Origin of the sequence: Streptomyces sp. NPDC001714, assembly GCF_042892755.1 — a bacterium.
Classification (GTDB): domain Bacteria; phylum Actinomycetota; class Actinomycetes; order Streptomycetales; family Streptomycetaceae; genus Streptomyces.
Genome location: NZ_JBIAUL010000003.1, coordinates 272,362 through 293,945 on the forward strand (window position 1 = coordinate 272,362; position 21,584 = coordinate 293,945).

17 protein-coding genes and 1 pseudogene are annotated in these 21,584 nt (G+C 71.8%); 5 read left to right on the forward strand and 13 right to left on the reverse strand.

The features are described from left to right. Positions 1-18: 18 nt before the first annotated feature. From ACFY0P_RS10000 to pdhA (ACFY0P_RS10010), 3 genes are read right to left on the reverse strand one after another with little or no spacing between them, the layout of a single operon-like run. The gene (locus ACFY0P_RS10000; RefSeq protein ID WP_388909270.1) at positions 19-1,434 is read right to left on the reverse strand and encodes a dihydrolipoamide acetyltransferase family protein; all 1,416 of its coding nucleotides are present in this window, start codon (positions 1,432-1,434) and stop codon (positions 19-21) included. A gap of 10 nt (positions 1,435-1,444) precedes the next feature. Beyond that, the gene (locus ACFY0P_RS10005; protein WP_388909272.1) at positions 1,445-2,425 is read right to left on the reverse strand and encodes an alpha-ketoacid dehydrogenase subunit beta; all 981 of its coding nucleotides are present in this window, start codon (positions 2,423-2,425) and stop codon (positions 1,445-1,447) included. A 2-nt stretch (positions 2,426-2,427) separates the two neighbouring features. Further along, positions 2,428-3,675 carry a pyruvate dehydrogenase (acetyl-transferring) E1 component subunit alpha gene (gene pdhA / locus ACFY0P_RS10010; RefSeq protein WP_388909274.1) on the reverse strand — a complete coding sequence of 416 codons (1,248 nt, stop codon included), beginning with the start codon at positions 3,673-3,675 and terminating at the stop codon, positions 2,428-2,430. A gap of 530 nt (positions 3,676-4,205) precedes the next feature. Between pdhA (ACFY0P_RS10010) and ACFY0P_RS10015 the strand changes: the two genes are divergently transcribed. Beyond that, positions 4,206-5,249 carry a phosphotransferase gene (locus ACFY0P_RS10015; RefSeq protein WP_388909276.1) on the forward strand — a complete coding sequence of 348 codons (1,044 nt, stop codon included), beginning with the start codon at positions 4,206-4,208 and terminating at the stop codon, positions 5,247-5,249. A 73-nt stretch (positions 5,250-5,322) separates the two neighbouring features. On the opposite strand, the gene ACFY0P_RS10020 is transcribed toward ACFY0P_RS10015, so the two are convergent. Next, positions 5,323-6,909, reverse strand: coding sequence for a protein kinase (locus ACFY0P_RS10020; protein WP_388909278.1), 1,587 nt, complete (start codon positions 6,907-6,909; stop codon positions 5,323-5,325). 318 nt (positions 6,910-7,227) lie between these two features. Here ACFY0P_RS10020 and ACFY0P_RS10025 point away from each other — a divergent pair, with 318 nt between their 5' ends. Beyond that, positions 7,228-8,877 carry a protein kinase gene (locus ACFY0P_RS10025; RefSeq protein WP_388909280.1) on the forward strand — a complete coding sequence of 550 codons (1,650 nt, stop codon included), beginning with the start codon at positions 7,228-7,230 and terminating at the stop codon, positions 8,875-8,877. 111 nt (positions 8,878-8,988) lie between these two features. On the opposite strand, the gene ACFY0P_RS10030 is transcribed toward ACFY0P_RS10025, so the two are convergent. After that, complete coding sequence (locus ACFY0P_RS10030; RefSeq protein ID WP_181808180.1) at positions 8,989-9,528, reverse strand: bacterial proteasome activator family protein; 540 nt, start codon at positions 9,526-9,528, stop codon at positions 8,989-8,991. Positions 9,529-9,715: 187 nt separating this feature from the next. Here ACFY0P_RS10030 and ACFY0P_RS10035 point away from each other — a divergent pair, with 187 nt between their 5' ends. Beyond that, a complete protein-coding gene (locus ACFY0P_RS10035) occupies positions 9,716-10,300 on the forward strand; it encodes a hypothetical protein (protein ID WP_388909282.1) in 585 nt (194 codons plus the stop codon). 4 nt (positions 10,301-10,304) lie between these two features. Here the strand turns inward: ACFY0P_RS10035 and ACFY0P_RS10040 are convergent, their stop codons facing one another. Next, on the reverse strand, positions 10,305-11,285 hold the full coding sequence (locus tag ACFY0P_RS10040) for an NAD(P)H-quinone oxidoreductase (protein ID WP_388910085.1): 981 nt from the start codon (positions 11,283-11,285) through the stop codon (positions 10,305-10,307). A 139-nt stretch (positions 11,286-11,424) separates the two neighbouring features. Between ACFY0P_RS10040 and ACFY0P_RS10045 the strand changes: the two are divergent. Beyond that, positions 11,425-12,645, forward strand: a pseudogene (locus ACFY0P_RS10045) (RNA-guided endonuclease InsQ/TnpB family protein). 34 nt (positions 12,646-12,679) lie between these two features. On the opposite strand, the gene ACFY0P_RS10050 reads toward ACFY0P_RS10045, so the two are convergent. The 5 genes from ACFY0P_RS10050 to pdhA (ACFY0P_RS10070) all read right to left on the reverse strand — a co-directional run bounded on the left by ACFY0P_RS10050 (position 12,680) and on the right by pdhA (ACFY0P_RS10070) (position 18,655). Next, positions 12,680-14,062 carry a molybdopterin molybdotransferase MoeA gene (locus ACFY0P_RS10050; RefSeq protein ID WP_388909284.1) on the reverse strand — a complete coding sequence of 461 codons (1,383 nt, stop codon included), beginning with the start codon at positions 14,060-14,062 and terminating at the stop codon, positions 12,680-12,682. Beyond that, positions 14,059-14,985 (reverse strand): NTP transferase domain-containing protein, encoded by a 927-nt coding sequence (locus ACFY0P_RS10055; protein WP_388909286.1) that lies wholly within the window; start codon positions 14,983-14,985, stop codon positions 14,059-14,061. The genes ACFY0P_RS10050 and ACFY0P_RS10055 overlap by 4 nt, the downstream gene beginning before the upstream one ends. A gap of 177 nt (positions 14,986-15,162) precedes the next feature. Next, positions 15,163-16,509 (reverse strand): dihydrolipoamide acetyltransferase family protein, encoded by a 1,347-nt coding sequence (locus tag ACFY0P_RS10060; protein WP_388909288.1) that lies wholly within the window; start codon positions 16,507-16,509, stop codon positions 15,163-15,165. After that, on the reverse strand, positions 16,509-17,513 hold the full coding sequence (locus tag ACFY0P_RS10065; RefSeq protein ID WP_388909291.1) for an alpha-ketoacid dehydrogenase subunit beta: 1,005 nt from the start codon (positions 17,511-17,513) through the stop codon (positions 16,509-16,511). The genes ACFY0P_RS10060 and ACFY0P_RS10065 overlap by 1 nt, the downstream gene beginning before the upstream one ends. Then, complete coding sequence (gene pdhA / locus ACFY0P_RS10070) at positions 17,510-18,655, reverse strand: pyruvate dehydrogenase (acetyl-transferring) E1 component subunit alpha (protein WP_388909294.1); 1,146 nt, start codon at positions 18,653-18,655, stop codon at positions 17,510-17,512. The genes ACFY0P_RS10065 and pdhA (ACFY0P_RS10070) overlap by 4 nt, the downstream gene beginning before the upstream one ends. 189 nt (positions 18,656-18,844) lie before the next feature. On the opposite strand from pdhA (ACFY0P_RS10070), the gene ACFY0P_RS10075 reads away from it, so the two are divergent. Beyond that, complete coding sequence (locus tag ACFY0P_RS10075) at positions 18,845-19,333, forward strand: Lrp/AsnC family transcriptional regulator (RefSeq protein ID WP_388910087.1); 489 nt, start codon at positions 18,845-18,847, stop codon at positions 19,331-19,333. A gap of 12 nt (positions 19,334-19,345) precedes the next feature. On the opposite strand, the gene ACFY0P_RS10080 is transcribed toward ACFY0P_RS10075, so the two are convergent. Next, positions 19,346-19,933: a TetR/AcrR family transcriptional regulator gene (locus ACFY0P_RS10080; RefSeq protein ID WP_388909297.1), complete on the reverse strand. Its 588-nt coding sequence runs from the start codon at positions 19,931-19,933 to the stop codon at positions 19,346-19,348. Next, positions 19,930-21,444, reverse strand: coding sequence for a 3-hydroxyacyl-CoA dehydrogenase (locus ACFY0P_RS10085; protein ID WP_388909300.1), 1,515 nt, complete (start codon positions 21,442-21,444; stop codon positions 19,930-19,932). The genes ACFY0P_RS10080 and ACFY0P_RS10085 overlap by 4 nt, the downstream gene beginning before the upstream one ends. Positions 21,445-21,584 lie beyond the last annotated feature (140 nt).

Below are 21,584 nucleotides of genomic sequence, written 5' to 3' on the forward strand. Positions count from 1 at the left end.
CTCACTTCTCCCCGGGGTTCACCCCCAGGTGATCAACCGCTTCGGCTGCTCCAGGATCGCGGCGATGTCCGCCAGGACCTTGGAGCCCAGCTCGCCGTCGACCAGACGGTGGTCGAAGCTCAGCGCCAGCGTGGTGACCTGACGCGGCTTCACCTTGCCCTTGTGGACCCACGGCTGGAGCTTGATCGCGCCGACGGCGAGGATCGCCGCCTCGCCCGGGTTGAGGATCGGCGTGCCCGTGTCGATGCCGAAGACGCCGACGTTGGTGATGGTCACCGTGCCGCCCTGCATCGCGACGGGTGACGTCTTGCCGTCCCTGGCCGTGCCGACAAGCTCGCCGAGCGCCTCCGCGAGTTGCGGGAGCGTCTTCGCGTGGGCGTCCTTGATGTTCGGCACGATCAGGCCGCGCGGGGTGGCCGCGGCGATGCCCAGGTTGACGTAGTGCTTGAGCACGATCTCCTGGTTCGCCTCGTCCCAGGACGCGTTGATGTCCGGGTTGCGCTTGATGGCGACCAGCAGCGCCTTGGCGATGAGGAGGAGCGGGTTGACCCGGAGGCCCTGCAGGTCCTTGTCCTGCTTCAGCTCCTCCACCAGCTTCATCGTGCGGGTCACGTCCACCGTCACGAACTCCGTGACGTGCGGGGCCGTGAACGCCGAACCCACCATCGCCGCCGCCGTCGCCTTGCGGACGCCCTTGACGGGGATACGGGTCTCCCGGGCGGTGTCGGGAGAGACGGCGGCCGGGGTCACGGCGGTCTCCGGGGCCGTCGGCTGCGGCGCCGCCGTCGGTACGGCCGGCACCGCCGCGTGTACGTCCTCGCGCGTGATGATGCCGTCCGGGCCGGACGGGGTCACCGTGGCCAGGTCGACGCCCAGGTCCTTGGCCAGCTTGCGCACCGGCGGCTTCGCCAGCGGGCGGGGACGCTCCTCATGCGCAGCCGGAGCGGGCGCGGGGGCGGGGGCGGGGACCGGGGCCGGGCCGTGGCCGTTCAGCTCCTGCTGGACCGCTGCCTGGGCCGCCGCCTCGGCGACCGTGACCTCCGGGCCCTTGCGCGGGCGGCGCTTGGTGGAGGAGGTCGCCACGCCGTAGCCGACGAGGACCGGCTGGCGGCCCTCCGGCTTCTTCTCCGGCTCCGGGGCCGGGGCCGCGGCGGGCTCCTCGGCCGGCGCCCCGCCCGTCACGTCCACCGCGATGATCGCCGTGCCCACGTCCACCGTGGTGCCCTCGGCGAAGCGCAGCTCGCGGACCACGCCGTCGTAGGGGATGGGGAGTTCGACGGCCGCCTTCGCCGTCTCGACCTCGCACACCACCTGGCCGTCGGTGACCGTGTCGCCGGGCTGGACGTACCACTTGAGGATCTCCGCCTCGGTGAGCCCCTCGCCCACGTCCGGCATCTTGAACTCGCGTACGGACGCTTCCGTCATCGTCGTCACGACCCTCTCCTCAGTACGCCAGGGCACGGTCGACGGTGTCGAGCACCCGGTCCAGGCCCGGAAGGTACTCCTCCTCCAGACGGGCCGGCGGGTAGGGGGCGTGGTAGCCGCCGACCCTGAGGACCGGGGCCTCCAGGTGGTAGAAGCAGCGCTCGGTGATGCGGGCGGCGATCTCCGCGCCCGAACCGAAGAACACCGGCGCCTCGTGGACCACGACCAGGCGGCGGGTCTTCTCGACCGAGGCCTGGATCGAGTCGAAGTCCAGCGGGGAGACGGACCGCAGGTCCAGGATCTCCAGGGACTTGCCCTCCTCGGCGGCCGCGTCGGCGGCCTCCTGGCAGAGCTTCACCATCGGGCCGTAGGCGGCGAGGGTCAGGTCCGTGCCCTCGCGGACCACCCGGGCCTTGTGCAGCGGGCCGGGGATGGCTTCGGCGTTGACCTCGCCCTTGTCCCAGTAGCGGCGCTTGGGCTCGAAGTAGATCACCGGGTCGTCGCTCTGGATGGCCTGCTGCATCATCCAGTAGGCGTCCGAGGCGTTGGACGGGGAGACGACCTTCAGGCCGGCCACGTGCGCGAACAGCGCCTCCGGGGACTCGGAGTGGTGCTCGACCGCGCCGATGCCGCCGCCGTAGGGGATGCGGACGACGACCGGCATCTTGACCTTGCCGAGCGAGCGGGCGTGCATCTTGGCGAGCTGGGTGACGATCTGGTCGTACGCCGGGAAGACGAAGCCGTCGAACTGGATCTCCACCACCGGGCGGTAGCCACGCAGGGCGAGGCCGATCGCGGTGCCGACGATGCCGGACTCGGCGAGGGGGGTGTCGATGACGCGGCTGTCGCCGAAGTCCTTCTGCAGGCCGTCGGTGACCCGGAAGACACCGCCGAGCTTGCCGACGTCCTCGCCCATGACGAGGACCTTGGGGTCCGACTCCAGGGCGCGGCGCAGCGACTCGTTGATCGCCTTGGCCAGAGCCATCTTTTCCGCTGCCATGGTCAGACCCCCTCTACGTCCGCGAACGACGCCTGGTAGGCGGCGAACTGGGCTCGCTCCTCGTCGACGAGCGCATGCCCGTCGGCGTACACGTTCTCGAAGATGGCGAAGTTGTCCGGGTCCGGCATGGCCCGTACCGCTTCGCGCACTCGCCTGCCCAACGCCTCGGACTCGGTCTCGAGTTCCGCGAAGAATCCCTCGTCCGCGTGGTTTGCGGCCTCCAGGTACCGGCGAAGGCGCAGGATCGGGTCCTTGGCCTCCCAGGCCAGCCGCTCGTCGTCGCCCCGGTAGCGGGTGGGGTCGTCGGAGGTGGTGTGGGCGCCCATCCGGTAGGTGTACGCCTCGACCAGCGTCGGGCCCTCGCCGCTGCGGGCGCGCTCCAGCGCCCACTTGGTGACCGCGAGGCAGGCCAGCACGTCGTTGCCGTCGACCCGGACGCCGGGGAAGCCGAAGCCCTGGGCTCGCTGGTAGAGCGGGACGCGGGTCTGCTTCTCGGTCGGCTCGGAGATCGCCCACTGGTTGTTCTGGCAGAAGAACACGACCGGGGCGTTGTAGACCGCGGCGAAGGTGAACGATTCGGCGACGTCGCCCTGGCTGGAGGCGCCGTCGCCGAAGTAGGCGATGACCGCCGAGTCCGCGCCGTCCTTGGCGACGCCCATCGCGTAGCCGGTGGCGTGCAGCGTCTGGGAGCCGATGACGATCGTGTAGAGGTGGAAGTTGTTGCTGTTGGGGTCCCAGCCGCCGTGGTTGACGCCGCGGAACATGCCCAGCAGGTTGGTCGGGTCGACCCCGCGGCACCAGGCGACGCCGTGCTCGCGGTAGGTCGGGAAGACGTAGTCGTCCTCGCGGGTGGCCCGCCCGGAGCCGATCTGGGCGGCCTCCTGGCCGAGCAGGGACGCCCACAGGCCCAGTTCGCCCTGCCGCTGCAGTGCGGTGGCCTCGGCGTCGAAGCGGCGGGTGAGCACCATGTCGCGGTACAGGCCGCGCAGCTCGTCGGGGGTGATCCCGGCGACGTACGCGTCGTACTCGGCGTTCTTGACCCGTTTGCCCTCGGGGGTCAGCAGCTGGACGAGCTCGGGATCGGTGCTCTTCTTCGCGGTGCTGCGCGTGGTGGTGCGAGAGGCGGTGCTGGTGGTGGTGCGACTGGTGGTGCGAGTGGTGCGCTTGGTGCCGGTCTTGGTGCCGGTGGTACCGGCCTTGCCTGCGGCGCTGCGTCGCGGTTCGCTCGCGGCACTGCTGTCCACGGTCACGTGTGCTCCTCCGTCGGTCCGGCCCCCGGGGTTGCCGGGTGAAGCCAGTGCGGCTCACCTGTTTCCGACACCCGTGGCACGGGGTGGGTGCCACTCGGCCGGGAACAGGCGTGACAGGTGCCCCGGCGAGCGCCCTGCAACATGCACGTTACCCAGTGCCCCACATTTCTGTGAAACCCCTCCTGACCTGCGTTTTTGCTTGGAAATCCAAGTACTTTTTGCTTGGGTTTCCTAGTAAATCGACGCGGGCCGGAAGGTCGCTGGTCAGAGCCTTGCAGGAGGCCGGAGCTACGGCACGTTATCCCGCCGCCCCGGGCCACGGGAAGACATCGAGGTGTCCGGTCTGCGCGCCGGACATCGGACGCGCGCCGAGCGCGGCGCCGTGACCCTACGCTCCGCGGCGCGTCCCCGGGGCCCATCTTTCGCACTTGTATTCGCCGCGGTCCATCACGTGACCGAAAGCGACCATCAGCGACTGCCTGTGACAACGCCCAGCTCACAGCACTGGCGCTTGCCCTAGCATCTGGCGCGTGCCGCGCTCATGTGTACCACCCCTCGTACCTCACGCGCCCCCTCTGGGCGCCCTGCTCCGGCGGTACGCCGCCGGTTCCGCGTTGGCCTGCGAGCCGGTCGAACAGGGCCTGCTCAACCGCGGCTACCGCCTGTGCACCACCCGCGGCCGCTATTTCCTGAAGCACCACTTCGACCCCGACACCGCCGACCCGGCCGCCATCGAGCGGCGTCATCTGGCCACCCTGCGGCTGGCCGCCCTCGGCGTCCCGGTCGCCCCGCCCCTCGCCGACCGCGACGGCCGTACGGTCGCCGTCGTCGGCGGCCACGCCTACGCACTGCATCCCTGGATCGACGGCCGGCACCGGCACGGCGGGCAGCTCACGCGCGGGGAGTGCGCGCGGCTCGGCGCGCTCCTCGGCGCCGTGCACGCCTGTCTGGAGCGCGTGATGCCACCCAAGGGGCGCACCCGCCCGGCCACCAGCCCTCATCCCGTCGAGAGCGCCGACCCCGCCGACACCTTCGCGCTCATCGACGACCTGCTCGCCCAGGTCAGCCGGCACCGCCCCGCCGACGCCTTCGACAAACTCGCCCGCCACCGGCTCCTCGAACGCCGTGCGCTCCTGGAGCAGCACACCGGCCGGCGCCCCCCGCGCGGTGCCTCGGTGGGCTGGGTGCACGGCGACTTCCACCCGTTCAACCTGCTCTACAAGGACGACGCGCCCGCCGCCATCGTCGACTGGGACCGGCTCGGCGTGCAGCCCCGCGCGGAGGAGGCCGTACGCGCCGCCGCGATCTTCTTCGTACGCCCGGCGGGAGCACTCGACCTGGGGAAGGTACGGGCGTACGCGCGCGCGTACCGGCGCGCGGCCGGGGCCACGCCCTCGGAGCTCACGGCGGCCGTGCACCGCGTGTGGTGGGAGCGGCTCAACGACTTCTGGATGCTGCGCTGGCACTACGAGCGCGGCGACACCCGCGCGGACCCCCAGTTCCCGGCCGCCTCGGCACTCGCCGTGTGGTGGACCAGGGAGTACGACGCGGTGTGCGACGCGTTCGTGCACTAGCGGCAGATCAGCAGCGGTCGGCCGGCGGAGGTCGATCAGCGGCAGTCGATCAGCCGAAGGGTGTCGGTGTCCTTCAACCGCCGCCGACGCCGGTCCCGGCGATCGAGCCGGCGTCGGTTCCGCCGGCGTCGCCCGTGCCGGCCGTGTCGGAGGGCTGGGTGTCCGGCGAACTCTCGGTGTCGGTGGGCTGCGAGGCGCTCGCCGTGTCGCTCGGCTCGTCGGTCGGCTCGCTGCTCTCCGTCTGGGACTGGGTGTACGACGGGGTCGACGACGGCGTGTAGTCGGAGTTGCCGTTGTTGCCCGAGCCGCTGTCGCCGGTCTCCGTGGCCGTGCCCGTGTCGCTGGTCTCGTCCGAAGGGCTGGCGCTGGGCGTCTCGTCCTTGGTGGTCTGCGAGGTGGTCGGCGTCTGCGACGTACCGGCGCCGCCGCCGTCACCGCCCCCGTCGTGGTTCAGCGCCAGCGCGACGCCCGCCGCGACCGCGATCACCGCGAGGACGGCCAGGATCCACAGCTTGCCGCGGCCACTTCCTCTGTTGCCGTGTCCCTCGAAACCGCCGTCGTCACCGCCCCCGTAGCCGCCCGGCAGGATCGGCTGCGGGATCTGCGTGGTCCCGGAGGCGGCCGTCGGGTGCGGCATCACGGTCGTACCGGCGAAACCGGCCGCCGGGGTGTGCCGGCCGTCGTGCACGGTGACCGGGCCGGTGTTCCAGGTGCCGGTGTGGGCGCCCTGGTCGTACAGCATCTGCAGGCCGTACTGGACCAGGCCGCGCATCTCCTCGGCGGTCTGGAAGCGGTCGTCGGGCTCCTTGGCGAGCGAGCGCATGACCAGGCCGTCCAGCTCCGGCGGGGCCGCGCCCTCGGAGGTCTGGGACGGCGGCACCGGGATGTCCTGGACGTGCTGGTAGACCACCGCCAACGGGGTCTCGCCGATGAACGGGGGCCTGAGGGCGAGGAGTTCGTAGAGCAGGCAGCCGGTGGCGTACAGGTCGGAGCGGTGGTCGACGGCCTTGCCGAGCGCCTGCTCCGGGGAGAGGTACTGGGGCGTGCCCATGACCATGCCGGTCTGCGTCATCGTCGTGGAGGCGCCGTGCAGGGCGCGGGCGATACCGAAGTCCATCACCTTGACGGCGCCGTTGTGCGTGATGATCACGTTGGCGGGCTTGATGTCACGGTGCACGATGCCGTGCTGGTGCGAGTAGGCCAGCGCCTCCAGCACCCCGGAGACGATGATCAGGGCCTGCTCGGGGCCCGGCGCCTCGGCGTTGATCAGCAGGTCGCGGATGGTGCGGCCCTCGACCAGCTCCATCACGATGTACGGCACGGACTGGCCGCCGACCACGTCCTCGCCGGAGTCGTACACCGCCACGATCGCGTGGTGGTTGAGCCCGGCGACCGACTGTGCCTCGCGCGTGAAGCGGGCCTTGGAGACCGGGTCCTCGGCGAGGTCGGCCCGGAGCAGCTTCACGGCCACGGTGCGGCCGAGCCGTACGTCCTCGGCCGCGAACACCTCGGCCATGCCGCCCCGCCCGAGCCGGTGGGTCAGCCGGTACCGGCCGTCGCCGACCAGGCCTGCGTTGCCCCACATCTCCGGCGCGTCTGACATGCCGCCGCCAGTCGCCTCGGGGTCGGACGGGCCCTGGGCGCTGTGCGTCTGTGCCATCGGTCCTCGCCGTCGTTTCTGCCCGCGGTGCGCGCGGTGTTGTCACGGTCTCCGTCGGCCACGCTACAGCCTCGGCGCAACCCGCAGGTCCGGGATCCGACCCGTGGACGGACCGGCCATCCAACCCGTACCACGCGCTGTCGTGCAAATTCTGTGTACCGGACGTACGGCCGCTGTAACGCTTCCGCGGCTCTTCTTTCGCGTACGGTCACGGAACGGGCACCGCGCTTGACGTGTCAGTGCCCTCCGGCAGACTTGGGCGGGAATGAGACATTCGATCAACAAGGGTGCCTGAGTGCCGGGCGGGGGACGGGGAAAATGAGCCAGGACGGCACATACGGCCGTTACGCGGGGCGGGCTCTGGCCGGTGGCCGCTACCAGCTGCGCGACCTGCTCGGCGAGGGCGGCATGGCCTCCGTGCACCTGGCGTACGACGCGGTCCTGGACCGGCAGGTCGCGATCAAGACCCTGCACACCGAACTCGGCCGGGAACAGGCGTTCCGCGAGCGCTTCCGCCGCGAGGCCCAGGCAGTGGCCAAGCTCACGCACACCAACATCGTCTCCGTGTTCGACACGGGTGAGGACGAGTTGGACGGTTCGACGATGCCGTACATCGTCATGGAGTACGTCGAGGGCCGCCCGCTCGGTTCGGTGCTGGAGGAGGACGTACGGCAGCACGGCGCGATGCCCGCCGACAAGGCGCTGAAGATCACCGCCGACGTGCTGGCCGCGCTGGAGATCAGCCACGAGATGGGGCTGGTCCACCGCGACATCAAGCCCGGCAACGTGATGATGACCAAGCGTGGCGTCGTCAAGGTGATGGACTTCGGGATCGCCCGCGCCATGCAGTCCGGGGTCACCTCGATGACCCAGACCGGCATGGTCGTCGGCACTCCGCAGTACCTCTCCCCGGAGCAGGCGCTCGGCCGGGGCGTGGACGCGCGGTCCGACCTCTACTCGGTCGGCATCATGCTGTTCCAGCTGGTCACCGGGCGGCTGCCGTTCGACGCGGACTCGCCGCTGGCCATCGCCTATGCGCATGTCCAGGAGGAGCCGGTCGCCCCCTCCTCGGTCAACCGGGCCCTTCCGCCGGCCGTGGACGCGCTGGTCGCCCGCGCGCTGAAGAAGAACCCGAACGAGCGCTTCCCGACCGCCGAGTCCATGCGCGACGAGTGCCTGCGGGTGGCCGCCTCGCTCCAGCCGGCCGCGCCCAGCATCGTCCCGGGCCTTCCGCCGACGCAGAGCGGTGCCGGGGTCGGCTCCGCGGTGTTCCCGCCGGTCGGCCAGGCGACGACGGCGCCTCCCGGTCCGGTGCAGACGCCGTACCAGCCGGGACCGGCGGTCCCGAATCCCTACGGGCCCGCGGTTCCCTCACCCGCCTACGGCTATCCGCAGCAGGCGGGCTACCCGGCGCCGGCCGGGTACGCCCAGCCGGCGCCGTCGACGCCGCCCCCGTACAACATCACGCCGCAGGCGCCTGCCTCCGGTGGCGGCGGTGGCGGGAAGAGCAACCGGCCGGTGGTCATCGGGTCGGTCGCGGTGTCGCTGGTCGCGGTGATCGGCCTGATCGTCGCCTTGGCGCTGAACACCGGCGGCGATGACCAAACCGGCGGCAGCGGCAGCAGCGGCGGAGGCAGCACCGCGAGCACCGCGGCCTCGCACGCGTCGGGCTACCGCGGACCCGACACCTCGAAGACCATCGAGAAGACCGAGTGCACCGAACCGCAGGAGTCCTACGACGACCCGGACAAGATCCAGGTCCCGGACTTCAAGTTCAAGTACATCAAGTCGGTCAAGGAGTGCTTCCAGGCCGCCGGCTGGCAGATGAAGACCGTCTCCGTGGACGAGAACACGTACGGCGACGGCACGATCATGGAGCAGTTCCCGTCCTCCGGCACCGACGTCGACCCGCAGGCCATGCCGACCATCGAGCTCAAGGTGTCGACGGGCAACCCTGCGACCGGCTGACGCGAGGCGCAGGAGAGGCGCGGCAGGAGAGGCGCGGCAGGAGAGGCGCAGTAGGAAGGGCCCGGCGGTGTACGCCGGGCCCTTCGCCGTCTCGGGAGTGTCCGGGAGCCCCTAGAGGTACGGCCCGCCGGAGCGGCCGGCCGGGCCGTGCTCCTCGCCCTCGTGGCCGACGCCCGGGGGCAGCGCGCGCCGCATCTGCTCCAGCTGGGCGCGGGCGGCCATCTGCTGGGCGAACAGAGTGGTCTGGATCCCGTGGAAGAGCCCCTCCAGCCAGCCCACCAACTGGGCCTGCGCGATGCGCAGTTCGGCGTCGGAGGGAGTCGAGTTCTCGGTGAACGGCAGCGAGAGCCGCTCCAGCTCCTCCACCAGCTCCGGCGCCAGACCGTCCTCCAGCTCCTTCACGGAGCTGGCGTGGATCTCCTTGAGCCGGACCCGGCTGGCCTCGTCGAGGGGAGCCGCCCGCACCTCCTCCAGAAGCTGCTTGATCATGCTGCCGATCCGCATGACCTTGGCGGGCTGTTCCACCATCTCCGTCACCGGGATCTCGCGGGAGTCCTCGTCCCCGTTGCCGCCGCCGAGTGCCATCCCGTCCTGGCCCACGACCAGGATCTGCGGATTCTCGGGCGACCGTTCGTTCCTCGGCATCTCCATGCCGCCATTCTCTCGCACCCGTACACCTCACCACCGTGGTGCCCCCCATGAGGGCTGATCCACCCCTCAGAACCGCCCCGGCCGGTCGTAGACCCTTCGGCCGAATCAGAAATGCCGGGTTTGCCGGCGAATGTGAGGCTGGTGATCGTCGGCCCTGACGACGACTGTGTTCCAGGAGGTCACCGACGTGACTCCAAGGCTGCGACTTCCCCGCCCCGGCATCCCGCTGCCCGCGGGCCGCGAACGGTCCCTCGGCCGGGTACGGCTCCCGCTCGTCCGTCTGCTGCTCGTCCTCGCGGCGGTCCTGCTGCCGTGCGGCACGGCTGTCGCGTACGGCCCCGAGCCGGGGCCCTCGGACTCCGCCAGCGCCTCGGCCACGCCCGAGCCGTCGCTGGCCGGCACGGTGGCCGGCGAGGGCCGGATGCGACCGGGGCGGCCCCAGGAACCGGCGACGAAGGTCGAGGACCAGGACCCCGACGATCCGGACGCCCCGGACGACCATGACGGCCCGGACGGCCCCGGCGATGGGACGGCGACGGAGCCCGCGGGAAGCGGTGCCGAGAGCCCGGCGGCCACCTCCGCACAGCCGCCCCGGGAGGCCGTCCTGGCTCCCGCCTCGCCCCAGCCGCACCCGGCCGACCAGGCGATGGGCACCGGCCAGGACGACGACACCGAGCCCGTGCTGCACGTCCTTCCGCTCGGCAGCGGCCTGGTCCTGATCGGCCTCGGGCTCGGCCTCGCCTTCGTCGGCCTGCGGGTACGGCGAGGCTGAGGCGCTACGGGGCGACCAGCAGGACCTTTCCGATGTGCTCGCTGGCCTCGACCACCCGATGGGCCTGCGCCGCATCCGCCATCGGAAGTTCCCGGTCGATGACCGGGCGGACATGGCCCTGGGCGATCAGCGGCCACACGTGCTCCCGCACCGCCGCGGTGATGGCCGCCTTCTCGGCGAGCGGACGGGCGCGCAGCGAGGTCGCGCTGATCGCGGCCCGCTTGCCGAGCAGCGCGCCGATGTTCAGCTCGCCCTTCACACCGCCCTGCAGGCCGATGATCGCGAGCCGCCCGTTGACCGCGAGCGCCTGCACGTTCCGGTCCAGGTACTTGGCGCCCATGTTGTCCAGGATGACGTCGGCCCCCGCGCCGTCGGTGGCCTCCTTCACCTCGGCGACGAAGTCCTGCTCGCGGTAGTTGACGAGGATGTCGGCGCCCAGCTCGGCACAGTAGTCCAGCTTCTCCTTCGTGCCCGCGGTGACCGCGACCTTGGCGCCGATCGCCTTGCCCAACTGGATCGCCATGGTGCCGATGCCGCTGGAGCCGCCGTGCACGAGGAGGGTCTCGCCGGGGCGCAGGTGGGCGATCATGAAGACGTTCGACCAGACCGTGCAGGCCACCTCGGGCAGCGCGGCCGCCTGCTTCAGGTCCAGGCCCTGGGGCACCGGCATCAGCTGTCCGGCCGGCACGGCGACCTTCTGGGCGTAGCCGCCGCCCGCGAGCAGCGCGCACACCTCGTCGCCGACCGACCAGCCGGAGACCCCGGGGCCGAGCGCGACGATCCGCCCGGAGCACTCAAGACCGGGGTAGGGGGATGCGCCCGGCGGCGGGTCGTAGTAGCCCTGTCGTTGCATGATGTCGGCGCGGTTGACGGCACCGGCCACCACCTCGACCAGCGCTTCGCCCTCCCCGGGCACGGGATCGGGAACCTCGTCCCACACCAGCGCCTCGGGCCCACCAGGTTCGGGAATCGTGATCGCATACATGGTCATGACGCTACTGCTTCCTCCAGAAAGAGAAGGATTCGGCGATCACCCGGTCCGTAGCAGCCTAGGAGGTCACCCGTTCGCGTGGCTTTGCCGGATTCCTGGACGGCAGGCGAATGCATGAGCCCACAGTGGCGTCATGACCACATCCACGGAAGCCGACGAGGCTGGGCACGCCCGGTACACGTATCGGCTGCGTGTGTCGTCGACCGCACGCGAAGCACTGCTGGCGGAGTGGGACCGCTGTCGATGGATCTGGAACGAGTGTGTCGCCAAGTCCCAGGCGGCCCACCTGTACTACGAGACCACTGGCGAGAAGCGGACCTGTGGCCCGGCGCAGCTCGACAAGATGCTGACCGAGACACGAAGGCGCACGCTGTGGCTCCGCCAGGGCAGCTCGGTGCCGCAGCAGCAGCTCATTCGGGATTTCGGCAAGTCCCGGGCGAGGGCGCAGAAGGACATCAAGGAAGGCCTGCCGCAGTGGCGGCGGGCTGGTATGCCGAAACACAAATAGAAGCGCGGGTCCTTGCCGACGCTGAACTACACAAAGCGCGGGTTTCGGCTGAAGGACGATCGCCTGTACCTCGCAGGCGGGATCGTGCTGACAGTGGTGTGGTCCCGGCGCTTGCCCGCCGAACCATCCTCTGTGCGTGTCTACCGCGACAGCATCGGCCACTGGTATTGCTCCTTCGTAGTGCCCGTCGAGGTACTGCCGCTGCCGAAGACAGGCGCTGTGCTCGGCGTGGACTGGGGTGTCACGGTGACCGCTACCACCACCTCCGACGCCCATGATCTCCCGCACGCCCAGCACGGACACCACGCCCAGACCAAGCTCACTCGGTACGACCGGATGATGGCCCGGCGCACTCCGAAGAAGGGACAAGCCGCCTCGAAGGGATACCGCGAGGCGAAGAAATGGCGGGCGAAAAACTACGCGAAGATCGCCCGGCAGCGGCAGGACACCGCTCGTAAGTGGGCGAAGAAGGTCGTGACTGACCACGACATCATCGCAGTCGAGGACTTCCGCCCGAAGTTCCTCACCAAGTCTTCGATGGCGCGCAAAGCGGCCGATGCGGCGATCGGGGCCACGAAGAAGGCGCTGATCGAGATGGGCCGCAAGCATGGGCGGGATATCCGGCTCGTCCACCCTGCGCATACGACCATGGATTGCGCATCGTGCGGAGCGAGAACCAAGCACGCACTGCCGCTGTCCGAACGCATCTACACCTGCGCCGCGTGCGGAGTCGTCTCCCCCAGAGACAAGAACTCCGCCCGCGTGATGCTGGTCCGGGCAGGTCTGAACCCGGCTGGTGCTGAGGGCGTAAGACCTCTGAGAGCGCAGCTCCCAGAGGCAGCCTGAGCCAGGAATCCCCTCCACTCATAGAGGGGAGCGGTCAAGTGAAACACACCTCGATGCCCGCGGCCGCCCAGGGCAGGTCCAGCAGCTCCGTCTCCTCGCCCTGACGGGCTCCGCCCGGCGGTACGACCGCGAGCGCGTCGGCGGCGGCGATGCCGCGGAGCATGGCCGGGCCGTTGTAGTGCAGCGGAACCGCGGCGTCGCCGCGCAGAACGACCGGGATGAGCCGGGTGTCGTACGGGTGCCCGTGCGTCGCCTCCGCCAGGGGCAGGGTGTACGGCTCGGGGGCCGGGTGGGCGGCGAGGGTGCGCAGCAGGGGTTCGGCGAGGGTGAGCAGGCCGGAGACGGCCGCAAGGGGGTTGCCGGGGAGACCGACGAGGTGCTGGTTCTCCTTGGTGCGGGCCAGCAGCATGGGGTGGCCGGGGCGCACCTTGACGCCGTCGACGAGGAGTTCGGCGCCGATGCGCTCCAGAGTGGGGTGGATGTGGTCGACCGGGCCGGAGGCGGTGCCGCCCGTGGTGACCACGAGATCGGCCGTGGAGGCGGTGATCGCCCTGTGCAGGGCCTTGGCGTCGTCGCCGAGCCGGCGTACGGCGGTGACCTCGGCACCGAGCGCGCGCAGCCAGGGCGGCAGCATCGGACCGAGCGCGTCCCGGATGAGTCCGTCGTGCGGCAGTCCTTCGGTGAGCAACTCGTCGCCCAGGATCAGCACTTCGGCACGGGGGCGGGGGACGGCGGTGACGGTGTCGTATCCGGCGGCCGCGGCGAGGCCGAGGACGGCCGGGGTGACCAGGGTGCCGACCGGCAGCAACTGGTCGCCGCTACGGCACTCCTGGCCGCGCGGGCGGATGTCCTGGCCGTGGACCACCTCACGGGTGGGGTGCAGCCGGCCCTGGGCGTCGAGACGGCCGTGCTCGCTGCGCAGCACCGCGGTGGTGTCCACCGGGATCCGGGCGCCGGTGGCGATACGGACCGCCTCGCCGTCGGTGAGCGGATCCGGCTGCGCGTGCCCGGCCAGCACGCCGTCCTCGCGGACGTCCCAGGGTCCGGGGCCGGCGACCGCCCAGCCGTCCATCGCGGACGTGTCGAAGGAGGGCAGATCGGTAAGCGCGTCCAGCGGGGCGGCGAGGGTCAGACCGAGGGCGCCGGCCAGCGGTACGGAGACGGGAGCGCGGCGGGCTCCGGACCGGACGGCGAACCGGGCTGCGCGGGCTGCGGTCTCGCGGGCCTGGGGCCAGGGGGTGGCGCGGTGGCGGTGCGCCGGGTGACCGCCGTGCGCGTCGCGGGGGGTGGGCGCGGGGGTCGCGTCCTGCCGGGGCTCCCTGGGCTCTCTCACGAGGGCGAGCGCCTCCTCGACGTCGAGATCGTCGTCGGTGTCCGCGGCGGCGGGCGTGCCGGCCCGGGTGCCGGGGGCGGTCACCGGCCGGGCCCGGGGGCTGGGTTGCCCGAACCCGGCTGGCCGGAGCCCGGCCCGTCGGTGGCGGGCTTCCCTGCGGTGTTCGCCTCTTCCGCCCAGCGCAGGGCCAGCGCGGCGGCCTTGTGGGCCGCCTCGGCGACCGCCTCGGGCCCGCCCTTGCCCTGTGCGGCCGCGTAGCCGACGAGGAAGGTGGTCAGCGGGGCGGCCGGGCGGTCCACGCCGTGCGCGGCGTCCCTGGCCAGGTCGAGGAGAAGGCGGATGTCGACGTCCAGGTCGATGCCCAGTTCGTCCTTGACTGCGGAGATCCATTCATCCAACACGTGCCCATGCTCCCTGATGCGTGCCCTGGCGTCGGCGATGTCGTCCCAGGTGTCGCAGTCGAAGGACGCGAGGGGGTCCGGGACACGGGTGAGGTTCAGTGCGGCGGTCAGGCGCCGCAGGGGGAGGCCGGTGAGGCCGTTGCCGCTGTCCTCGGCCAGGGCCGAGAGGGCGTGGCGGAGTGCGGTGGTGCGGTAGGCCGCGACGAGGGGCTGGTCCCGGCCGTCGGCGTCGGTGAGCAGGGCGCCGTCCGCGGCGCTCGGGTGCAGGGCCGCCAACAGGCGGTCCACGGTCGCCTCTTCGAGGAACGGGAGGTCGGCGGAGAGTACGACCGCGTGGTCGGCGGTGGTACACCGCAGTCCGGCGTCGAGGGCGGCGACCGGGCCGCCGCCCGGGGGGTCCTCGCGGGTCCAGTGGACGGGGCGGGAGGTGGGGCGGGGGGCCGCCACGACGACGGTCCGCCGGGCGCCGGCGCAGGCCGCGAGGACGCGGTCGAGGAGGGGGCGGCCGCCTACCCGGACGGAGGGCTTGTCGGTTCCGCCGAGGCGCCTTGCGGCGCCGCCGGCCAGCACGATCGCGTCGTAGGGCTGGGGGTCGGTGGCGGTCACCTTTCGAGTATGGGGGGCGTTCTGATCACGGGGAACCGATGGGGGGCGTGGGATGTGCAGGGTGTGGTTGCGGATGTGCGCCCAAGGGGCGGGGTGTGGCGGCCGTGCTCGGGTGCGGGCCCGGTGGGGGCTTGTCGCGCAGTTCCCACCCCCAGCGCCCCGGAAGGGGCGCTGTACTCAGAGTGTCCTGAGAAGGACCGTCGGCTGTTCCACACAGTCGGCGACGTAGCGCAGGAAGCCGCCTGCTGTGCCGCCGTCGCAGACCCTGTGGTCGAAGGTGAGCGACAGCTGGACGACCTGGCGGACCGCCAGCTCTCCCTCGTGGACCCACGGCTTGGGGACGATGCGGCCCACTCCGAGCATCGCCGCCTCGGGGTGGTTGATGATGGGGGTGGAGCCGTCGACGCCGAAGACGCCGTAGTTGTTCAGGGTGAAGGTGCCGCCGGTGAGGTCGGTCGGAGTGAGCGTGCCGGCGTGGGCCGCCTCGGTCAGGCGGGTGAACTCCGCGGTCAGGGACTCGGCGTCGCGGGCCTGGGCGTCGCGGACGACGGGGACGACCAGGCCGCGGTCGGTCTGGGCGGCGAAGCCCAGGTGGACGTGGTCGAGCTGGACGATCTCGCGGGCCTCGACGTCGACGTAGGAGTTCAGCTCGGGGTGGCGGGCCAGGGCGGCGGTGCAGATCCGGGCGAGGAGCGCGAGGAGGGAGATCCTCGGGCCCGCCGCCGCGTTCATCGCGGTGCGCGCACGCATCAGCTCGGTCGCGTCGGCGTCCACCCAGCAGGTCGCGTCGGGAATCTCCCGGCGGCTGCGGGAGAGCTTGTCGGCGACCGCGCCCCGGATGCCCTTGAGGGGCGTGCGGATGCCGGAGGGGGTGTTCGAGGTGGTGGGCGGGGTCTTGGGGGCGGTGGCGCGGGCCGCGCTGACCCGCAGGGCGTCCTCGACGTCGGCACGCAGGATCAGGCCGTCGGGGCCGGAGCCGGACAGCCGCCGCAGGTCCAGGTCGTTGTCCCGGGCGAGGCGCCGGACCAGGGGGGAGATCACCGGTACGGGGCCCTCGGTGAGCGGAGTGGGCGGTGCGGACACCTGGGCGTGGGGGGCCGTCGCCGCTTCGGCGAGGGCGGCGTGGGGCGCCGGTTCCGGGGCGTCGCGCCGGTCGGCCGTGCCGTTGGCCCGCTCCGGGGCGGTGTTCCGGATCCGGCGGCGGCGCGCCGGAGGGGTCCCCGTGCCGTATCCCACCAGGACGTTGCCGGAGCCCTCCGCCTCGGGGACGGTGGTCGCCTCGCCGACGGCGACCGTCAGGAGCGGGGCGCCGACGGGCAGTTCGGTGCCCTCCTCGCCGAAGCGGGCGGTGACCACACCGCCGTAGGGGCAGGGGACCTCGACCATCGCCTTGGCCGTCTCGACCTCGACGACCGGCTGGTCGATCGCGACGACGTCGCCGACCTGGACCAGCCAGGTCACGATCACCGCCTCGGTGAGCCCTTCCCCGAGGTCGGGCAGTTTGAACTCCAGCACCTGTGCCATCAGCCCTCGGCCTCCCATTGCAGACGCGCCACCGCGTCCAGGATGCGGTCCACGCCGGGCAGGTGGTGGCGCTCCAGCATCGGCGGCGGGTAGGGGATGTCGAACCCGGCCACGCGCAGCACCGGCGCCTCCAGGTGGTGGAAGCAGCGCTCGGTCACGCGTGCCGCGATCTCCCCTCCCGGTCCGCCGAACCCGCCCGACTCGTGTACGACGACCGCGCGCCCGGTGCGCCGTACGGAGGCGCAGACCGTCTCGTCGTCGAACGGCACCAGGGAGCGCAGGTCGACGACTTCCAGGTCCCAGCCCTCCGCCTGGGCGGCCTCGGCGGCTTCGAGGCAGACCGGTACGGACGGGCCGTAGGTGATGAGCGTGGCGCTGCGCCCGGTTCGGCGCACCGCCGCGCGGCCGATGGGTTCAACGTCCGTCGGGTGCTCGGGGTTCCAGGCGTCCTTGGACCAGTACAGGCGCTTGGGTTCGAGGAAGACGACCGGGTCGTCGGAGGCGATGGCCCGGCGCAGCAGGCCGTAGGCGTCGGCGACGGTGGCGGGGGTGACGACGTGCAGGCCGGGGGTGGCCATGTAGTAGGCCTCGGAGGAGTCGCTGTGGTGCTCGACTCCGCCGATGCCGCCGCCGTAGGGGACGCGGACGGTGATCGGGAGGGGCATCCGGCCGCGGGTGCGGTTGCGCATTCGGGAGACGTGGCTGATGAGCTGCTCGAAGGCGGGGTAGGCGAAGGCGTCGAACTGCATCTCCACGACCGGGCGCAGTCCGTACATGGCCATGCCCACGGCGGTGCCGAGGATGCCGGCCTCGGCGAGTGGGGTGTCGGTGCAGCGGGTCTCGCCGAACTCCTTGGCGAGGCCGTCGGTGACCCGGAAGACCCCGCCGAGGGTGCCGACGTCCTCGCCCATGACGTGCACGGCGGGGTCGGCGGCCATGGCGTCCCGCAGGGCGCGCGTGAGGGCCTGCGCCATGGTGGCGGGCTTGACGGCGACGGTCGTCATCGCGGCCCGCCTTCCTGGTCCTGCTGCTCGGCCTCCAGCTCGGCGCGGAGCAGGGCGCGCTGTTCGCGCAGCTGGGTGGTGGTCTCGGCGTACACCTGGTCGAAGAGGTGCATGGGGTCGAGTTCGGGGTCGCGGTTCATGCGCTCGCGCAGGTCGGCTGCCATGGTCTCGGCGTCCTCGCGGGCCCGCCGTACGGTGTCCTCGTCGAGCAGGCCGCGGTCGGTCAACTCACGCTCGAGAAGCAGGATCGGGTCGTGGTCACGCCAGGCGTCGACCTCGGTGTCGCCGCGGTAGCGGGTGGCGTCGTCGGCGTTGGTGTGCGCTTCGATGCGGTAGGTCACCGCCTCGACCAGGGTCGGGCCGCCGCCCTCGCGCGCGTGCCGCACGGCGGCGGCGAGGACCTCGTGCACGGCGGCCGCGTCGTTGCCGTCGACCAGGCGGCCCGGCATGCCGTACCCGACGGCCTTGTGGGCCAGGGAGGGCGCGGCGGTCTGCTTGGCGAGCGGGACGGAGATGGCGAAGCCGTTGTTCTGGACCAGGAAGACGACCGGGGCCTGCCAGACGGCGGCGAAGTTCAGGGCCTCGTGGAAGTCGCCCTCGCTGGTGCCGCCGTCGCCGACCATGGCGAGGGCGACCACGTCGTCGCCCTTGAGGCGGGCCGCGTGGGCGAGGCCGACGGCGTGCGGGAGCTGGGTGGCGAGGGGGGTGGAGAGGGGGGCCACGCGGTGGGCGTAGGGGTCGTAACCGGTGTGCCAGTCGCCGCGCAGCAGGGTGAGCGCCTCGACGGGGTCCACGCCCCGGGCGATCACCGCGAGGGTGTCCCGGTAGCTGGGGAAGAGCCAGTCGCGCTCCTCGAGGGCGAGCGCGGCGGCGACCTCGCAGGCCTCCTGACCGGTGCTGGAGGGGTAGACGGCGAGACGGCCCTGCTTGGTGAGGGCGGTCGCCTGGGCGTTGTACCTGCGGCCGCGCACGAGCTGGGTGTACAGCCGGCGCAGCAGCTCCGGATCGGCCTTGGCGGCCGCCTCCGTCCCGAGGACGCGGTACGGGCGCTCGTCGGGCAGCAGCGGCGCGGGGTCCGTCCGGGGCTGCCAGGCGGGCGGCGGCGCCGGGCGGTATGCGCCGCGCTGCTCCATGACCGTCATGACGGCACCTCCTTGTGGGGGTGGCTACGGGAGACGGATCAATGTGACCCGTCCCACCTACCGATTGTTCGGTCGTTGGCACATTTTGGCTACAGGCGGCTCCAGGCTGTGGACAAACGGTTCTCCACAACCTGGAATGAACGCAGTACGTCCATGGCAGGGAGGTGGGGGGACATGGCACCTGAACAAATGGCCGAGAGCCCGCAGGACCGCGCCGCACTGCCTCCCGCACGCCCGCTGGACGCCATTGATCAGGACATCCTGCAGATCCTCCAGGCGGACGGCCGGGCGTCGATACGGTCGGTCGCCGAACGCGTCCATGTCTCGCGCGCCAACGCCTACGCCCGTATCAACCGGCTCGTCGAGGACGGGGTGATCCGCGGTTTCGGCGCCCGTGTGGACCATGAGCGGGCCGGTCAGGGCACCTCGGCGTACATCACGCTGAAGATCGTCCAGAACAGCTGGCGTACCGTGCGCGAGCAGTTGCGGCAGCTGCCCGGCGCCTCCCACATCGCCCTGGTGGGCGGGGACTTCGACGTCCTGCTCCTGGTGCACACGCCCGACAACCGGGCGCTGCGCGAGCTGGTGCTGACCCGCCTCCAGGCCATCCCCGAGGTGCTCAGCACCCGCACCCTGCTGGTGTTCGAGGAGGAGGACCTGGAGCCGGAGGACGGCTGAGGACAGGTGGCGTCAGTGCGCGCGCAGGCCGGAGAAGACCAGCCGGACGACCGCGTCGGAGACCTCTCGCTCGCTCGCGCCGCGGGAGTCCGGGCGGTACCACTCCACGATCGAGTTGACCATGCCGAAGACCAGCCGGGTCGCGAGGCGCACCTCGACGTCGCCGCGTATGTCGCCCTCGGCGGCGGCCGCCTTCAGCAGGTCGGCCACCCGGTGGTCGAAGTCCCGGCGCCGTTCCAGCGCCCACCGCTCGGTGCCGGTGTTGCCGCGCACCCGCAGCAGCAGCGTCACGTACGGGAGTTCGGTGATCAGCACCTCGACCATGCGCCGTACGACGTGCTCCAGCCGGTCGGCGGCGGGCCCCACGCGCGCGTGCTCCTCGTCGAGGATCCCGAACAGGCCGTCCAGGGCCCGGCTGACCGCGCGGCGCAGCAGTTCCTCCTTGCCGGAGACGTGGTGGTAGATCGACGACTTGGAGATGCCGGCCGCCTTGGAGAGGTGCTCCATGGAGGTGCCGTCGTAGCCGCGCTCGTTGAAGACCTGGACGGCCACCGAGAGCAGGGTCTCGGGGGTGTAGGTGTCGCGCTTGGCGGTGGTCATGAGGCGCCCTCCCGCTTCTCGGTGGCATAGGCGTGCCGGTAGAGCGCGAGGGAGGGCGCGTAGCGGCCGCTCGGATCGCGCAGGTGCAGGTCGTCGAGGAGGTCGTAGGCGAAGTCCCGGCCCAGGCGGCGGCTCCACTCGAAGGGGCCGAGCGGGTAGTTGACGCCCAGGCGCATCGCGGTGTCGATGTCCTCCTCGGTGGCGACGCCCTTGGCGACGGCGTCGTGCGCGAGGTCGACGATCCGGGCGACCGTGCGGGCGACGATCATCCCGGGCACGTCGCCGATGACGCTGACCTTCTTGCCGAGCGCCTGGAAGAGGCCGATCGCCTCGCCGAGCGTCTGCGGCAGGGTGTCGTGGCCGGCGGACAGGGCGATGCGGGTGGCGCGGCGGTAGTCGAGGGCGAGGTCGAAGTAGACGACGTCCCGGAACTCCACCGAGGTCTGGCCGTCGGCGAGGACCAGCTGGCCGCCGCTGGGCAGGACCAGGCGGGTGCCGTGGTCCTCGTCCTCCTCGCGGACCTGGATGCCGGCCTCGCGGATCATCGCGAGCACCTCGGCGGCGGGGCCCAGGCTGCCTTCGGCGACGACGTAGGCGGGCGGGTCGGCGGGTTCGGCGGTGTGCGGTTCGGCGGGCTCGGCGCCGTCCGCGTAGTCGTACCAGCCGTGCCCGGTCTTACGGCCGAGCCTGCCGGACTCGACCAGCCGGCGCTGGGCCAGGGAGGGCGCGAAGCGGACGTCCTGGAAGAACGCCTGCCACACGGAGTGCGTGACGGACTCGTTGACGTCCTGGCCGATCAGGTCGGTCAGCTCGAAGGCGCCCATCCGGAAGCCGCCGCTCTCGCGCAGCACCGCGTCGATGGTGGCCGGGTCGGCGGCCTGCGCCTCGTAGACCGCGAACGCCTCGGCGTAGAAGGGCCGGGCGATGCGGTTGACGATGAAGCCGGGGGTGTCCGCGCAGGCGACCGGCGTCTTGCCCCAGGAGCGGGCGGTCTCGTACGCGCGCGTGGCCGACGTGACGTCGGTGGCGAACCCGGAGACGACCTCCACCAGCGGCAGCAGCGGGGCCGGGTTGAAGAAGTGCAGGCCGACCAGGCGGGAGGCGTTGCGCAGGGCGCCGCCGATGGCCGTCACCGAGAGGGAGGAGGTGTTGGTGGCGAGCAGACAGTCCTCGCCGACGATGTCCTCCAGGGCCCTGAACAGCTCCTGTTTGGCCTCCAGCCGCTCCAGGACGGCCTCCAGGACCAGCGTGCAGTCGGCGAACTCGGTGAGCTCGCCGGCGGGCAGCAGCCGGGCGCGGGCGGCGTCCCGGGCGGCGGCCGTCATCCGGTCCTTCTCGACGAGCCGGTCGAGGCGGGCGACGATCGCCGCGGCCGCCTCCCCGGCCCGCCCGGGGACGGTGTCGTACAGCCGGACGGGATGGCCCGCGACGAGTGCGACCTGGGCGATGCCCTGGCCCATGGTGCCGGTGCCGACGACTCCCACGGTGCTGCTGAGGTCGAGTGCTGTCATGTGCGCGATCCTCCCGCACGGGGTTTTCCACAGATGCGGCAGGCCCCCTTGTCCCGACCGATCGTTCGGTTACTCTAACTCTGTCCGGTCGTTTCCGCCCAGGTCATGAGCTTCAAGGGGAAGCTCATCAGACGAGGAGT

What these genes read in the sequence shown, in the direction of transcription:
- ACFY0P_RS10005 (WP_388909272.1), bottom strand. Translation starts at nt 2,425, where the DNA reads ATGGCAGCGGAAAAGATGGCTCTGGCCAAGGCGATCAACGAGTCGCTG.
- ACFY0P_RS10020 (WP_388909278.1), bottom strand. Translation starts at nt 6,909, where the DNA reads ATGGCACAGACGCACAGCGCCCAGGGCCCGTCCGACCCCGAGGCGACT.
- ACFY0P_RS10025 (WP_388909280.1), top strand. Translation starts at nt 7,228, where the DNA reads ATGAGCCAGGACGGCACATACGGCCGTTACGCGGGGCGGGCTCTGGCC.
- ACFY0P_RS10030 (WP_181808180.1), bottom strand. Translation starts at nt 9,528, where the DNA reads ATGGAGATGCCGAGGAACGAACGGTCGCCCGAGAATCCGCAGATCCTG.
- ACFY0P_RS10040 (WP_388910085.1), bottom strand. Translation starts at nt 11,285, where the DNA reads ATGTATGCGATCACGATTCCCGAACCTGGTGGGCCCGAGGCGCTGGTG.
- ACFY0P_RS10060 (WP_388909288.1), bottom strand. Translation starts at nt 16,509, where the DNA reads ATGGCACAGGTGCTGGAGTTCAAACTGCCCGACCTCGGGGAAGGGCTC.
- ACFY0P_RS10065 (WP_388909291.1), bottom strand. Translation starts at nt 17,513, where the DNA reads ATGACGACCGTCGCCGTCAAGCCCGCCACCATGGCGCAGGCCCTCACG.
- pdhA (WP_388909294.1), bottom strand. Translation starts at nt 18,655, where the DNA reads ATGACGGTCATGGAGCAGCGCGGCGCATACCGCCCGGCGCCGCCGCCC.
- ACFY0P_RS10075 (WP_388910087.1), top strand. Translation starts at nt 18,845, where the DNA reads ATGGCCGAGAGCCCGCAGGACCGCGCCGCACTGCCTCCCGCACGCCCG.
- ACFY0P_RS10080 (WP_388909297.1), bottom strand. Translation starts at nt 19,933, where the DNA reads ATGACCACCGCCAAGCGCGACACCTACACCCCCGAGACCCTGCTCTCG.
- ACFY0P_RS10085 (WP_388909300.1), bottom strand. Translation starts at nt 21,444, where the DNA reads ATGACAGCACTCGACCTCAGCAGCACCGTGGGAGTCGTCGGCACCGGC.